Raw genomic sequence first — 14,136 nt, forward strand, 5'->3', positions numbered from 1 at the left:
ACTCTTTCCCTACCCCACGCTCTTCCTTTCTGCCCACGCCGCGTTGCGGCTTGCGCGAAAGCCAAGTCGCAAGCTTCGCTTGCGACTTGGGGGTTCCGCTGCGCTTCACCCCCCTTGGTCTGATCCGCGTTGCGGATCGGGGCTGGCTCGCTGCGCTCCCCTGCCCGCTCCTCGGCTTCGCCTCGAAGCATGTAACCCGCTTCGCGGGGCTGGCTACAGGGTGCGAGGGTCCGGCTGCTTCCTTCCTCTAGAACTTTGGGCGAATCCGGCTCTCGGGGTCATGCCTTCCCCTCGGTCGCTCCGGGGGGTCCGGTGCGTGGCATCAACTGTGCTGCCGGCCGCCGCGCTGGGTCTCGTATGCCACCGGCACAACTGAGCTCAATGATCCTCGACTGCCGAGGACTTGATAGCCCGTTCACTACGGTCCCGGACCGGGAAATTTCACCAGTTTGCCCGGCGGGCTGGTCAGCGGTGGAGGTGTTCCCTTCGTTGAAGACTTTAGGTGAATCCGAATTCTGAGGCCGTGGTCCCTCCTATAGATCAAATACTGGGTGCTCGTGGGCCGGTCGGATTTTGACCAGAAATCAACTCACCTTCCAAAACGTCCCGTGGGGAGAAACAATCTGCGCGAGGACCTGCGAGTTGGAGCTCCTGATGAAAGTGAGGGGTGAAAAGCTGGATCGGTCGCAGCTGAGTTCCTCGGAGGTCTGATTCGCCCCGGGTGAGATATCTCTATCTAAACTATTTCTAGCGGTCATAACCACGATCGCCACGTCGTAAGGAAGGACTACGCGGATGCGACCGCAGTCGCGGGTTGCGTTGCGCACCCACGGAGGTTCCAGGCCAGACTGCGCACTGCAGCAGTACCATTTGAGGTCCCAGCCCTGATCATCGGCGTGCGCAACTCGCTGTGAAGCGTCGAACGGCACAAATACCGTTACCTAGTTCCGACGTACTCGCCTCGTTGTCAGGCTGTCAGTAGTTGTGGGCACGCAACGCCTTCCCCCGAATATCGGCAGCTTCCATCAAGATGGCACGCACGATTTCCTCGTGGTCAATGGTGTGAGCCGAAGCGACGGCACTGCGGGCGAGGAATCGTGTCGTGAGTTTCCGGTTGAGGGACTGGAGTGTGCTGTGTGCTTCACTGAGCGCAATCAGCTGCGCACGAGACTCACTCTCCGGGGCATTGTGTTCTTCATCCTGAGGAGGAGCTGCCGCGGCAAGGCGCCTCTTGACACTTGAGAAATCGATCGGCCAGTGGCCTCGCATTCGAGGGCGCGGGGCGCGGTCATGGGTCGTTGCGGGCCTAGTCGGCTTCTCGGGACAGCGCTGACGGCGTGCGCTCCTCACGGCCAGCACCGCCTCTGCTTGTCGGCGCCCCTCACTCGTCAATGTGCAAAAGACACGTGGGGGGCGGCCCGGGTGCGGCCCTTGCTCGTCGCTAAGCACGACCCACGCCAGTGCAACAAGTCTGGCCAGGATCTGCGAGACCGTGCTCTTACCGAGGCCGGCCTGTTCGCTCATCCTCGTCGCCCACGGCGGATCGTCCGGCGATGCCTCCAGTAGCAGGCTCAGCACCTCAACTGTCGGGAGGGTCGCACGGATGGCGGGAGTCGTCACATGCCTATCCCACCGCACCTGAGAGTGTGAGTCAAGAATGAACTATGGTCAGGGCGACTATGAGCTTGGGTGTATCGACTCCGAGCGTTATGGACGGTGGGTAAGGGTGCGCCCTTCGGAGGTGTGAGCCCGCAGCGTCTTATGACGCTGTGGGCTTTTGAGTCCTCCGGGCGGGTGTCCGAGCTGTCTCTGCCGTGGCGGTGTTGTGGGGTGGACCGGGCGCGCCAAGTTGCCCCAGTGTTGCGACCGCACGAGCGGACCCCGGGGTGCGCGGCAGGTCCACAGCGAGTGTTGGCGGCAGCTGGCCGATCGGTCTGTGGGCGGTCACGCTGTGCTCGTGCGGCTGAGTGTGAGGCGTCGTCAGTGGCGGATCGCGGTGTCCGCGGAAGACCTTCTCAGTTGAAGGCGGGAACGGGGTTCTCGTCGGTCCATGCGCCTTCGAAGAGCGCGGCTACGAGCCGTTCGTGTTCGGCGTCGAGTTGGCCGGCGCGGTGCTTGGTGCGGGTTTTGGCGAACCAGGGGCCGATCTTAACGGTGTCTCCGTCGACGGTGATCGTCTCGCGGGCCGCGGGGGCGCGGCGTTCGCGGTGGAGGAAGTGTTCGAGGATCTGAACGGTCTGGGCGAAGGTCCGTCGGGTTGTGGGGCGGGGCGTGAGGGGGCTGGTGGCGGGGGTGAGGCCGAGGGCGGTAAGGAGGCGGTGCTGGCCTGGTTGGAGGTTTTTCCAGGTGGTGAGCTGTCGGGTGGTCCAGCTGCCGAGGTTGATACTGCCGGCGGTGGTGTCGGGGGAAAGGGGCTGGCCGGTTTCGAGGTGGCGGCGCAGTAGGTGGTATTTGCGGTGCCAGTCGGGGCCGTGGGGCAGCTGCCATTCGGGGTCGATGGCCGCCAGGTCGGCGGTGCGGGCGGGGGCGAGGCGGCCGTGTGCGGCAAGGTGGCGCTGTTCGGCCAGCCAGCTGCCGAGGGGGGTGGTGGTGGGTGCTGCGAGGTGGCCGTGTGTGTGGTGGTAGTCGGCGGCGGCGGTGAGGCGGGCGCGCCATGCGGCTTGGTGTTTGTCCCAGATCATGCCGAGCGCGTCGAGTTCGGCGATCCAGTCCGGCTCGAGGCGGCCGGCGGTTGCGGCGTCGCGCATGGTGGTGATGAAACGGCCGAGTTCGAAGCCGGCTGGGTCGGTGTGGTCGGCGGGGACGTCGAGGTGGCCGTAGGTGTCACGGTATGCCTGGGCGGAGGCGAGGCCTTCTCGGCGGGTGCGGTTAAGGGCGCCGCGGGGGTTGAAAGCGATGAGGTCCATGGCGCGGGCGATGCGTTCGGGGTGGATGGTGTAGTCGAAGTGCCAGCGGTGCTGGATGAGGCGGCTGGTCTCGGTGGTGAGGCGGTTGGTCTTGCTGGGGAGCCGTTCGAGGATGCGGTGGTCGTGGCTGGCCAGGGCGGTGGTGATGGCCCAGACGGGTTCGTAGGGGGTGCCGAGGATGTTCTCGGGGTCGTCGCTGGGCGGGATGTAGACGGGGACGATGAGGCTGGCGGTCTTGCCGGAGACGTCCAGGCGCAGGGCGCGGCCGAGGCCTTGGACGCAGCGGGTGACGCTGCTGGTGGGGTCGGCAAAGACGACGGCGTCGACGCTGGGGATGTCGATGCCTTCGGCGATCACTTTGGCGTTGGCCAGGATCGCGCGCGGTGAGGCGGCGAAGCGGGCGAAGATCTCGGAGCGTTCGTCAGCGGTGTGGTCGCCGTGGACGAAGGAGACGTCAGGGTCGAGGCCGGGGAAGCAGTCCGGGTCGGTTGTGCGGAGGCGGCGCAGGGTGTGGGGCAGCTCGCGGGTGAAGCGGATGGAGTCTTCGACGAGGTGGAAGAAGACCAGGACCCGGCGCATGGAGTGCTTGACCATGGCACCCAGGACGGCGAGGTGCAGTGCGGTGGTGCGCAGCGCGTCGTCAGGATCTGCGCCGGTTGAGGGTGTGCCGGGGGCGGGGAGGTTGAGGCGGGCGCGGAGCTCGGTGTCGGTGACGGCGGGGATCACGATGCGGTAGTCCGCGGCGACGCCGTCGGCGATGGCCTGTGCCAGGGGGTACTCGAAGACCTTTTTTCCGTAGACGGCCTCGTTGTCCATGCTGTTCGCCATCGCATCCGCGGCGGATTCGGTCACGGGGCGCGGCTGGCGGCGGGCGGTCGAGGCGGACTCTGCGAGGTCGGGGGCGGCGAAGCTGCGCGGGGTGGCGGTCATGTAGAGACGGCGGTCGGCGTCGATCCGTGCCGCGTCGTTGATCACGGCCCACTTCTTGTCCGCCCGGCCGGCGATCCGGTGGGCCTCGTCCATGATCGCGAGATCGAAGGGAGGCACGGTGTAGCGGGTGTGCTGTGTCGCCTCGATCTTGTCGAGCGAGTCGTAGGTGGAGATCACTGTCAGGGCGGGGAGCTGGTCGTCCCCCTCCCCCACGACCGACATAAGCGCGGCCAGCGCCAGGGGGCTGCTGGTAGAACCGACTCGGCGGGCGGCGAGTGTGTCGTGCGCGGTTGTGTCCATCGAGGAGACGATCACCATGTGCTCCAGGTGGCCGTCGCGGCGCCACGCGAGCGCGGTCTGCGCGGCCAGGTCCAGCGTCGGGACGACGACCAAAACCAGACGCGCGCCGAGCTCGTCCGCGGCCCGGATCGACACCAGCGTCTTGCCTGTCCCCGTCGCCGCTACGTACAGCGCACGCGAACCGGGGCGACGCAGATGCTTCACCACCGCCCCCAGTCCCCGTACCTGATCCGGACGCAGCGCAGGACGGCCGGCAGGGCGAGGAACGGCGGGCTCGACCGAGGTGACCATGCCGGACATCATCCCGCACTGACCCCGGTCAGTAGGAGCGTGTGCAGTGCTGCGAGGTGGCCTGTCCAGACGCCGGAATTCGGACAGACTTGGCTGTTCCGCACCGAAGTTGGAGTGTCATCGAAAGACTGCTAGGTCTGTCAGTCTGCCGCCAATTGGGGATGTGGAGCTGTGGCACAGCAGCGCAAGGGGTACTACAGGGCACGGCACTACGTGCAGCCGTCGTCAGCTTCTGCCAGCCGGTGGAAGAAGCCGTCCACCGGCGTCATCCTGGTAGCCGGTCTTCTGGCGATCGCCGGGTGGAACACGCTGGTCGGCAGCGACTCTAGCGACTCGGGGCAGAGCCCTCAGCCCCGTCCCTCCGGGGCCTCTGCTCCGGCTGCCCCCGGTCGGTGACCGCGGCCCCGCCATAGGGCGGAGAACCTCCGTCGTGTCTTCCCGTGCTCAGCAGTGCCGCCCTGGGGCGTGGCGACGGGCGCGTGGTGTATCTCGGTGGCCTTGTGGCGTAGTTCCTGCCAGGTTCCGTGCCATTGCTGGATCTGGTCGTCGGGGACACTGCATGCGGCCAGGTAGACGGCTGTGGTGTTCCAGGTGGCGGGGAGTGTGTCGCGGTTGGTCAGTCTGCTGATGGTGCCTGTGGAGATACGCCCGGCGGAGCGGCGACTGATTTCCTGCTGGGTCAGTCCGCTGACTTCCCGGACCGCCGCGAGGTGCGTGAGGAAGCCGGTGATCGTGCGGATCGAAGTCGGGTCGGGCCACAGTCGGTGCTCCGGCTCAAGGCCGGCTGCCGCGGTGACAGGTGCGGTGGGAAGGTCTGCGTGGTTGCGTCCCAGCGCCACTCGGGCCCCGGTGTTGCGATTCCTGGCCTGGGGAACAGGATGCGCCCGCGCTTCCAGGGTCAGGCGCAGGTTCCGGTAGATGGTCTCCAGATCGAGCAGTGGCGGCCCGCCGGGGATGCCGTGGCGCAGCGTTTCCAGAAGGGCTCCAGTGAAAGCTGTGTGAGGAGCGCCGACCGGGGCCAGAGCCGTGTGCGTCTCGGCGGAGGCGGCAAGGAGGAAAGTGCCTTCCACTGCGGCTTGGTCGGCGAGGTCCTGGGATGCGCTCATCCTGCCGAGGGCGCGGCCGCTGTAGCAGCAGTCGAGGAGGACGATGTGCCGCTGGGCTCGGGAGTCCAGGAGGATCTGGCGTAGCCAGTCGTAGGCGAGGCTGGTCTCGACCCGGCCCGGCTGTGTGTGCGGCAGAGCCAGGGCGAGGGCGTCGTGGGAGTCGATAATACCGTGGCCGGCGTAGTAGACGATCAGCGTGTCGGTGGCCTCTGCCGCTGCCTGGCGCAGTGGATCCATCACAGTGGCCGGGTCGGGCGGATTCTCGACAACGGTCACGTGAGTGGCGGGCATGCGCAGGGAGAGTGGGCCGCGCAAGAGGGCGGCGAGGGCGGTCAGGTTGTTCGAGACGGCTGGCAGCTGCTCGAGGTGGTCGTAACGGCTCGTACCGATGAGTACCGCGCGGGACGCACCCGGGTCGGGCAGAACGCTCACGTGTCGCATTCCTCGTCTCCGGCCGCGTCCAGCACTCTGGTTGCTCGCTCGATCTCATCGGCTGTGCAGTCGGTGAGGACAATGACCGTGTCGCCGCGGTGGATCTCTACCCGCGGTCGCTGCGGCCGGGTCTGCCGCCACGCCACCAAAGCCAGCACGAACGACGCCGCACTCCACCCGTTTCCCGTTACCAACTGCAGCACGTCAAGCGCGGAGCCCATCTCCCCCGGCCGAGGAGCGCTCCCCTGCACCTCGGCCGCAGTCGTCCTGCGCACGTCCGGGTCCGAACGAAGCCAGCCCTGCAACGAACGCAGTTCCCTCGCATCCGACTGCACCCGTACCTCTAACCGCACCCAAGCCTCCTGTGACTCAATTGCACGCCGCCTTGCTGACGGACCTGCCTCCATCGTCGTGCACCGGACCGTGCCTCGCGTCGCAATCCGCAAGATCGTCACCGATGCCGAGAATCTGCCCGACAACGTCGGTGCCCTGCCTAGTCCGTGGGCGCCTTCCACCTCGCCCGCCGACATCCGGATGCCGACGCAACATCCACGCGGGCGGGCGAAGCCGTGCACCACGGCGAGGACCTCGCCCGATGGGTGGGGGTGTCCCTCACGGCTGTAGTACTGCTAAGCGGTGGCGTAGTGCAGGTCACCGAGGCCTGCGCCCGCAAGGCCCCGTCCAAGGCCGCCTGAAGAGCGGGGGCGGAATCCTGCCTGGAGTGGCTGATAGCAGGCGGAGAGGGTGCGTAGGTGACATTGTCGGTGGTTGCTGGCTGAACTTCCTCTGTCCGTGGTGTACAGACGGGTGGTAGGAATGCCGGGGTTGGGGTTCCGTTTCATGTACGACCGGGGGGTCGATGAGCACGTCGGAGCGGTTCTCTACGTTCCATGCTGAGCCTCTGTTTTATGAGCTGCCCAAGCCTGCGCAGACGCCAGTGACAGTGGTCGCCCCCATGATGGCCATGCCGCCCACGCTGACGCCCAAGCAGATCCTGGTACACCACTCGGCCGACCAGTGGGAGGAGTTCATCTACGAGTGGGTGAGCGCGCTCAAGGAGGCCGAGTACGTGGACGTGGTAGGCATGGGGGGAGCCAACGACGGTGGTGCGGACATCGCCGCGTTCCTGACCAGAGACAAGACCGACGGGCCCTGGCACTGCTTCCAGTGCAAGCACTATGGCAAGGCCATCGGCGCCGCTACCGCGTACCCAGAGATCCTCAAGATCCACTCTGCGGTGGCCAAGCAGAAGTACAAGGTGCTGCCCGAGCGCTACGTCTTCGTCGCTCCGAAGGTCGGTGGGTCGTTCGCCCAGCTTCTTACGAAGCCGTCAGCTCTTCGGGCTGGGTTCTTCGAGTGGGTGGCGAAGAACATGGAGAAGCTGGGCAAGGAGTACGGCGAGGATCCTCTGCAACGGGCTCTGGACCTGGCAAGCCGGTCGGACTTTTCCCGGTTCGAGGCCGCCAACCTCGACAAGATCCTCGAGGTGCATTCCAGGACGCCACAGCATGTCAGGCGGTTCGGCACGCGCCTGCCCGACCGGCCCGCCATCCTTGCGGCGCCGCCCGAGCACGCACCGAAGGAGACCCGGTACATCCAGCAGCTTCTGGATGTCTACCACGAGAAGTGGGGATGCTCGCCGAGCTCTCCGGACGAGGCACATGCCCATCACAGAGCGGGGCCGAACCTTCGGCGGCAGCGGGAGGCGTTCTACTGCGCCGAGCAGCTGCGTATGTTCGCCCGTGACAGCGTGCCGGAGGGGACGTTCGAATCCCTCCAGAGTGATGTGTACAGCGGTGTCTCGGAGGTGGAGGAGGACGACTTCCCTACCGGATACGCACGGTTGAAGGCCGTGCTCGCCGCCGCGCGGGACATGCCGCTGGGGCCCAATGTGCTGATCCACTATGTGAAGCCCCAGGACCGTAAGGGGATCTGCCACCAGCTCGCCAATGAGGACCGTCTCACGTGGGTCCAGGAGGAGCTGTGAATCCTCTGAACAGTCCGCTCGAAGTCGGCATGCGTACCCTGGTCCTGCTCACGGCCAGATTCCCCGAGCCGCTGGACCTGGCCGAGCTGGTGTATCTGGATCACGTCATGCTGCACAGTGGTGAGCTGAACGGTCCGCCCAGTCTCCACCCCACGCTGCCGGCGGGCCCGGGCGAGCTGGCGATGCGGCGGCATCTGATCGAGCAGGGTCTGTGCGTGCTGATGCGGGCCGGGCTGGCCGACGTGGAGGCCGGCGAAGAAGGACTGCTGTACCGGGCGAGCGAAGAGGGGCCCGGGTTCGTCGATCTCCTCGAAGCTCCTTACGTCGCCGCTCTGAGGGACAGGGCCGCGTGGGTGATCGCCGCCCGGTCGTCCTCCGAACTGGATGTGAGTGCCGCGACGAGGGCCATCACCGACCGGTGGGTCCGAGATTTCGATTCACAACTGCCGCCTTCGGGAAGTGACCATGCCTAGCATCCGGCTCCTGCACCTGACGTTTGCCGGCTCCGGCCGGGAGAGGGCACAGGTCGTCTTCGACGAGAAGCTGACCGTGATCTACGGCGCCTCGGACACCGGCAAGTCTTTCGTCACCGAGGCGATCGACTACATGCTGGGGGCGCGCAAGCTCGACCTCATCCCCGAGGCCGAGGGGTACTCGCAGATTCTCCTCGGCCTTGCGCTGCCCGACGGCAGTGTCATCACGCTCATGCGCGGCCCTCAGGGAGGCCGAATCCATGTCTTCGACGAGGATGTTCGGGACCTGGTCTACCGGGCGCCGGACCTCGAGCTGACTGTGAGCGCCAGGGGCTCGAAGAACATCTCCCGTTATCTGTTGGAGAAGCTCGGGCTCGAGGGCACGCTGATCGCGACGAACGACACCGGCGGCACCAAACTGGTGGGGTTCCGTGACCTGCTGCACCTGTGTCTGATCAGCGAGACGCGGATGGTGTCGAAGGTGCCGCCGGTCCTGCGTTCGACCGGCACCAGCGGGCAGACCGCCCTCAAGTCGGTTCTGAAGCTGCTGTTGACCGGCCAGGGAGAGCCAGTGACCGACGCCCGGCCGAACGCGGCACAGCGCCGGCTGCAGAAGGGCAAGATCGGGCTGCTGGACGAACTGATCCTCGACCTGCAGCGCCAGCTCGATCCGCAGGGCGGCAACGAGGGCGATCTGGCGGCGCAGCTGCACCGGCTGCTCGCCCACCAGGACACCGTCGCGAATTCCCTGCGCGAGATCACCCTGCGGCACACGGCCGCTGCAGGACGCCGGGCGGACGTTGCCATCACGCTCGGCCAGTACGACCAGCGTCTGGCGGAGATCGACGACCTTCTCGGACGGTTCGGGCTCCTGCGCAGCCAGTACGAGTCCGACCTTGCTCGCCTGGCCATGGTCAGTGAGGCAGGCAATCTCCTGGGGTACTTCCGCACTGGGGCGTGTGTCTTCTGTGGTGCCGATCCAGAGCACCAGAAGGCAGAGCACGATCAGGAGACGACCGCACTGCATGCCGCGGTCGCAGCCGAGAACGGCAAGACCCGTCATCTGCTGTCCGACCTGCTCCTGACCATCGACGATCTCCAGGTCCAGCGCGAGGATGTCGCCGGACAGCGCGAGAACTGCGCCGCCCAGGCCGAGCAAGCCGATCTCGAGATTGCCCGCATCACAGAAGAACTGCTCCCCGTCGAGCACTTGGCGTCGGAAGCGATGGCCGCTCGTTCCCGCGTCGAGAAGGAGCTCGGCCTCCACCAACGGATCCAAGAGCTTCAGGAAGTCCGCGACCAGCTGGTCGCCGACGGCGCTGTTCCCGGCGGGCGCCCCACAGGCAGTATCCCCGCCGGCACCGTCGCGGCGTTCGACCGCGCCATCGAGCGAGCCCTTCAGGCCTGGCGCGTCCAGCTCCACAGCGTGTCCTACGACCAGTACACCGCGGAACTGTTCGTGGGCGACCGTGGCCGCGCCGGCCACGGCAAGGGCATGCGGGCGGTCCTTCACGCCGCCTTCGCCGTCGGTCTGGCCGACTACTGCCTCGGCGAGGAGCACCTCCATCCCGGGTTCATCATCCTCGACTCCCCTCTGGTCACCTACCGGCAGCCTGTCGCCGCGCGCCGCACCGACGACGAAAACTTGCCCGACCGGGTCAGCGACTACTTCTACCGTGACTTGTTCCACCGGTTCAGCGGCCAGGCGATCGTCGTGGAGAACACTGACCCGCCCGCCGACATCGCCGAGGAAGCGCAGGTGTACATGTTCAGTCGCGACCCCGAAGACCACCACTTCGGGTTCTTCCCTGTCGGGGCGGCTCGGGGCGGCGACGTGAACGAGAGCTGAGCCGGCTCGTCCGGCCGGTGACGCTGATGCCGATCTCGAATTTTCCTCGTTGTGTCGCTCTTCGCTCCACTCGGTTCACGAAGTGAGCCAACCGAGGAAAGTAGGGAGCGGAACGCAGAAGGACTCAGTCCGGGGTGAGCACGTCCCAATGAACGCGCTCACCCTGCACCGGCCCGTGGCTACGAGGCGAGAATGTAGTGGACGACGGTCATCTCGCACGGGCCGCCTGCGTAGACGTTGATGGCGTCGATCTCCCTCTGGTCGGCGGCAAGGCCCCAGCGGAGCTTGGTCGCGGTCCACTCGGCCAGGTAGCGGCAGGTCGCGTTCGGGGCCGGCGGCATCCAGGTGGCCGGGTCCTGGTCGGCCTTCTGGCGGTTCGTGCGCGCGGTCACCGCGACGAGGCTGGTGGCCGCGTCCTGGTCGTTCGCGTACGCCTCACGCCGCCCCGCGTCCCAGGCGGAGGCACCGGAGTCCCAGGCCTCGGCGAGGGGGACCATGTGTTATCCGTACCTGCTTCTTGTCGTCATTGACGTCAGCCACAGGCGCATCCAGGCCGGTCTCCTTGCTGTCGGCGTTGCGATATCCGGTACAGCAGTGTCTGCCGCTGGCATCGACGCCGGGCCTGTCGAAACGAGGCCGCACAGCTCCGGAAGGCGCTCGAAGTCGCGCAGGGCGAGCACCTGGAACCTCGTCGGCGACTGCCCCGATTCACTGCACAGCGACCGCCGGAGAAGGCTCCGGTCATGAGCTATGCTCACGGCGCCGAGTACCTTCTGACGCGAGAAGAAGAACCCGTGGACGACCAGATCGCCCGGATCCGAGCGAAGCTCACCGCACTACCGGCTGCAGAGAAGGCAACCCTTGGCGGCCCTGTCTCCGAGAAACGGATCACGGAATTCGAGAACGGGCACGGCATACGGCTGCCGGAGCAATTCCGACAGTTCCTCACCCGCATCGGTAACGGTGGATACGGTCCGACCTACGGGCTGCTGCCGATGGAAGAGTGGCACCCGGCTGCAGACCGCGAGGGCGAAGGGCATCTCTCCACTCCGTTCCCCGTGGTCCCCGACCTGGGCATCCCCGAAAGTCTCGCCTTGGACGACGGGCCCGTCGACTCCTACCCGGGCACGATTACGGTCGTCTACCGCGGATGCAGCGACCTCACACTGCTCGTCGTCACCGGCCCCGGGCGCGGCCGCCTGGTCGAGGTCAACACCGACGGATTCTTCTGTCCTCGTTTCCACGCCGACTCCGATTTTCTCGCCTGGTACGAGCGATGGCTGGACTTCGTACTCACCGGACATCGGGATCTGAACTGGTTCGCCGACCAGATGGCCGGCAGCGAGGAAGACCTCGTGGCCACGCTCCTCGGCGACACTCTCCCCGCCCGGCGGCGCGCAGCCGCATACACGTTCATCACACACCCGAAACCCAGCCCTTCCCTGCCCGAAATCCTGCTCCAGGCGTACGAGACGGAACCACACTCAGCCGTAAGAGAAACGATTCTCCGCGCCATGGCAGCTCAGGGAGAGCCCGGCCGCGACCTGCTGTCGGCCGCGCTTGCAGACCAGGCCGCCAACGTCCGATCACTCGCAGCCGTCCTGATGACGGTGCCCGTGACTCAGGGCCGGCAACTGAGCCCAACACGGCGTCAGGCACTCACCGACCGCATGACGATCGAGAACGACGCCTCGGTACTCGAGACGATCCAAAGGATGCTCGACCACCCGCACTGAGCGCGCCCACCACCTGCCCACCGTCCGTCAGCGCCATACCGCTCTCGATCTGACCAGGGGAGATAGCGGGTCAAGCTGTCGCAAGCACAGATACCATGTGGTCGATGTCGAGCTTCGCCGGGTCGGTGACCTCCTGCTCATCGTAATAGCTCAGCCACTCGCCCTCGCCGATCTTGCAGCCGGCCGCGACCGCGGGGGCCTCGGTCGCCTCGGCCAGGAGGACCTCGGCGCGGGTGTTGCAGCCGTCGGCGGGGGCGAGGCCGGTGTTCCAGTGCCGGAACTTGGTCCGGCTGTAGCCGGCCCGGCTCTCCTCGGCAACCGGGATCTGGCCGATCGCATAGGAGAGCGGAAACGTCTGCGCGGCCCCCAGAGCCACGGGGGTGGCCTGGGTGGTCGAGGCGGCTTGCGCGGCGGCGGGCAGCGTGAGCGGGGTCAGGGCGAGCGAGAGCGCGGCAAGGCCGCGAGCCATGTTCTTGATCACGAGAGCTGGCCTACCGGCTTATACCCATGGCTGGCCAGGACCTTCACGCCCGCGTCAGCCTGGTGGGTGAAAAGATTCACCAGGCGAAACGTTCAACTCCGACCAGGCCCGAAAAACCTCGCCATGAGGACGGCAAGTCTGTGTCCGGCGGTGGAACTGGCCGCGGCCTCGGGAGCCCTTGCCAGCAAGTCCTTGGCCCCTAGCTCGGCAAAATACGGGTGGGCAAGTGCAGATCGTCTATACGGCCGCAGGGGGCAGATTCCGATCGGCTTGCTGATGCTGCGGCTCCAGCACCAAGGGGTCTTCCACCACCTCGGCAATCCATCTCAACAGCGCCGCAGCAGCATCCCCGCATACCACCTGAAATCAGTAGGAAGCGGCGTCTTTAGTCCGGGATCGGGGCTTCGGCGTTGGCCTCGCACAGCCCTCGTTCTGAAAGCAACATTGTGCGACCAGGTCTGACACATGCCTTCGATTCCAAGACACCAGGCCGCGACCCCGCCTTCGACTGGATGTCATTTTCGGTGCATGGCCCTGTGGATGCCTGAATTGGCGCGTTGAGCAACCTCCTGCTGCGCAGCGTCGTTGGTTTAGTGATCGAGCAAGGGAGTGGGGACATGGTCATGGCCGAGGTCACGAGCCTCATCAGGCGTCGGTACCGTGAAGGCGTCAGCGTTCGTGCAGTGGCCAAGGAGCTGGGAGTCAGCAAGGACACTGTGCAGCGGCAGCTTTTGCCGGAAGAACGTCGAAGTGCGGTCGATGCAGCCCGGCAGCGCTACAAGAACCGGGCAGAGACTCAGGAGGAGCAGAAGCTCCGCCGGGAGGTCATTCGGCTGTACCGATCGGGTAAGTCCTGCGTCGAGGTTGCGTCCGACCTAGGGATCACACCGCCTATGGTGCGATTGCGGATCCCTCAGCAGCTGCGGCGTACACCACGAGACGCGGCATCGCTCATCGGCAAGCGCGTTGCTGCTCGCCTGCCCGAGCAGGAGATCATCCGACGCTACAGAAAGGGCGAGTCCCTCACCGCTCTCGGGAAGCGCTACAGCGTTCATCCTTCGACCATCCGGCGACGTATCCCTCAGAACGTGATCCGACCACGGGGGCCGGTGTCTCCTTCACAGCGCCGGGGGCCGCTGGATCTGCCGACGGAAGAGATCCGGCAGCGTTACCGCAAGGGCGAGAGTGCCTACAGCCTCGCCAAAGCCTTCGCGGTATCGCAGACGGTCATCCGTCGACGGATCCCGGATGACGAGTGGCGCGGACGCCCGCCCCGGCAGCAATCCGTACCGCAGCGGTCGAATCCCAAGCGCCGTCCATCAGTACGCCAGGCGAAGCTGCGTATCCCACCCACGGAGATCTTGCTGCGGTACCGCGCCGGCGAGTCAGCCTCCGCCCTCGCGCGTGCAGCAGGAGCGTCCTGCATGACGATCGTGCGCCTCATTCCTGAAGACGAGCGGCGCACCAGCCATCAGGCGAAGCAGGCGAAGCGGCGTGCTCCGGACTTCACGGGAGCTGAGATCCGGCGCCGCCGAGCTCGAGGCGAGACGGTGCGGGAGATCGCTGCTGCCGCGGGGCTGTCCGTGAAGACCGTGAGGAAGCGGCAGCAAGAGGGTGGTGAGGTGCAGTGACGACGGAACGAGCA

9 protein-coding genes and 1 pseudogene are annotated in these 14,136 nt (G+C 66.3%); 5 read left to right on the forward strand and 5 right to left on the reverse strand.

Annotation, left to right across the window (positions count from 1 at the left end; translation table 11 throughout):
* Positions 1-2,015 precede the first annotated feature (2,015 nt).
* The 3 genes from ABZ567_RS28215 to ABZ567_RS28225 all read right to left on the reverse strand — a co-directional run bounded on the left by ABZ567_RS28215 (position 2,016) and on the right by ABZ567_RS28225 (position 6,495).
* Positions 2,016-4,439: a Helicase associated domain protein gene (locus ABZ567_RS28215; RefSeq protein WP_360794882.1), complete on the reverse strand. Its 2,424-nt coding sequence runs from the start codon at positions 4,437-4,439 to the stop codon at positions 2,016-2,018.
* A 335-nt stretch (positions 4,440-4,774) separates the two neighbouring features.
* Positions 4,775-5,965, reverse strand: a complete 1,191-nt coding sequence (locus ABZ567_RS28220; protein WP_360794885.1) for a caspase family protein — start codon at positions 5,963-5,965, stop codon at positions 4,775-4,777.
* Positions 5,962-6,495, reverse strand: a complete 534-nt coding sequence (locus ABZ567_RS28225; RefSeq protein WP_360795061.1) for a hypothetical protein — start codon at positions 6,493-6,495, stop codon at positions 5,962-5,964. Before ABZ567_RS28225 ends, ABZ567_RS28220 begins: the two co-directional genes overlap by 4 nt.
* Positions 6,496-6,824: 329 nt before the next feature.
* Between ABZ567_RS28225 and ABZ567_RS28230 the strand changes: the two genes are divergently transcribed.
* Genes ABZ567_RS28230 through ABZ567_RS28240 form a run of 3 tightly spaced genes read left to right on the forward strand, consistent with a single transcriptional unit; the run spans position 6,825 to position 10,274 of the window.
* Positions 6,825-7,952, forward strand: coding sequence for an ABC-three component system protein (locus tag ABZ567_RS28230; RefSeq protein ID WP_360794888.1), 1,128 nt, complete (start codon positions 6,825-6,827; stop codon positions 7,950-7,952).
* Positions 7,949-8,425, forward strand: a complete 477-nt coding sequence (locus ABZ567_RS28235) for an ABC-three component system middle component 2 (RefSeq protein WP_360794891.1) — start codon at positions 7,949-7,951, stop codon at positions 8,423-8,425. Before ABZ567_RS28230 ends, ABZ567_RS28235 begins: the two co-directional genes overlap by 4 nt.
* Positions 8,418-10,274: a hypothetical protein gene (locus tag ABZ567_RS28240; protein WP_360794893.1), complete on the forward strand. Its 1,857-nt coding sequence runs from the start codon at positions 8,418-8,420 to the stop codon at positions 10,272-10,274. Before ABZ567_RS28235 ends, ABZ567_RS28240 begins: the two co-directional genes overlap by 8 nt.
* Before the next feature lie 179 nt (positions 10,275-10,453).
* Here ABZ567_RS28240 and ABZ567_RS28245 read toward each other — a convergent pair.
* A pseudogene (locus ABZ567_RS28245) lies at positions 10,454-10,774 on the reverse strand (HNH endonuclease family protein); the annotation flags it as partial.
* Between the two features lie 294 nt (positions 10,775-11,068).
* Here ABZ567_RS28245 and ABZ567_RS28250 point away from each other — a divergent pair.
* Positions 11,069-12,010: an SMI1/KNR4 family protein gene (locus ABZ567_RS28250; RefSeq protein ID WP_360794896.1), complete on the forward strand. Its 942-nt coding sequence runs from the start codon at positions 11,069-11,071 to the stop codon at positions 12,008-12,010.
* Between the two features lie 70 nt (positions 12,011-12,080).
* Here the strand turns inward: ABZ567_RS28250 and ABZ567_RS28255 are convergent, their stop codons facing one another.
* On the reverse strand, positions 12,081-12,491 hold the full coding sequence (locus ABZ567_RS28255) for a hypothetical protein (RefSeq protein WP_360794899.1): 411 nt from the start codon (positions 12,489-12,491) through the stop codon (positions 12,081-12,083).
* Between the two features lie 557 nt (positions 12,492-13,048).
* On the opposite strand from ABZ567_RS28255, the gene ABZ567_RS28260 reads away from it, so the two are divergent.
* A complete protein-coding gene (locus ABZ567_RS28260) occupies positions 13,049-14,122 on the forward strand; it encodes a hypothetical protein (RefSeq protein WP_360794902.1) in 1,074 nt (357 codons plus the stop codon).
* The last annotated feature ends 14 nt before the right edge of the window (positions 14,123-14,136 follow it).

The sequence above is a fragment of the Streptomyces sp. NPDC016459 genome (genome assembly GCF_040632845.1).
Lineage (GTDB): Bacteria > Actinomycetota > Actinomycetes > Streptomycetales > Streptomycetaceae > Streptomyces.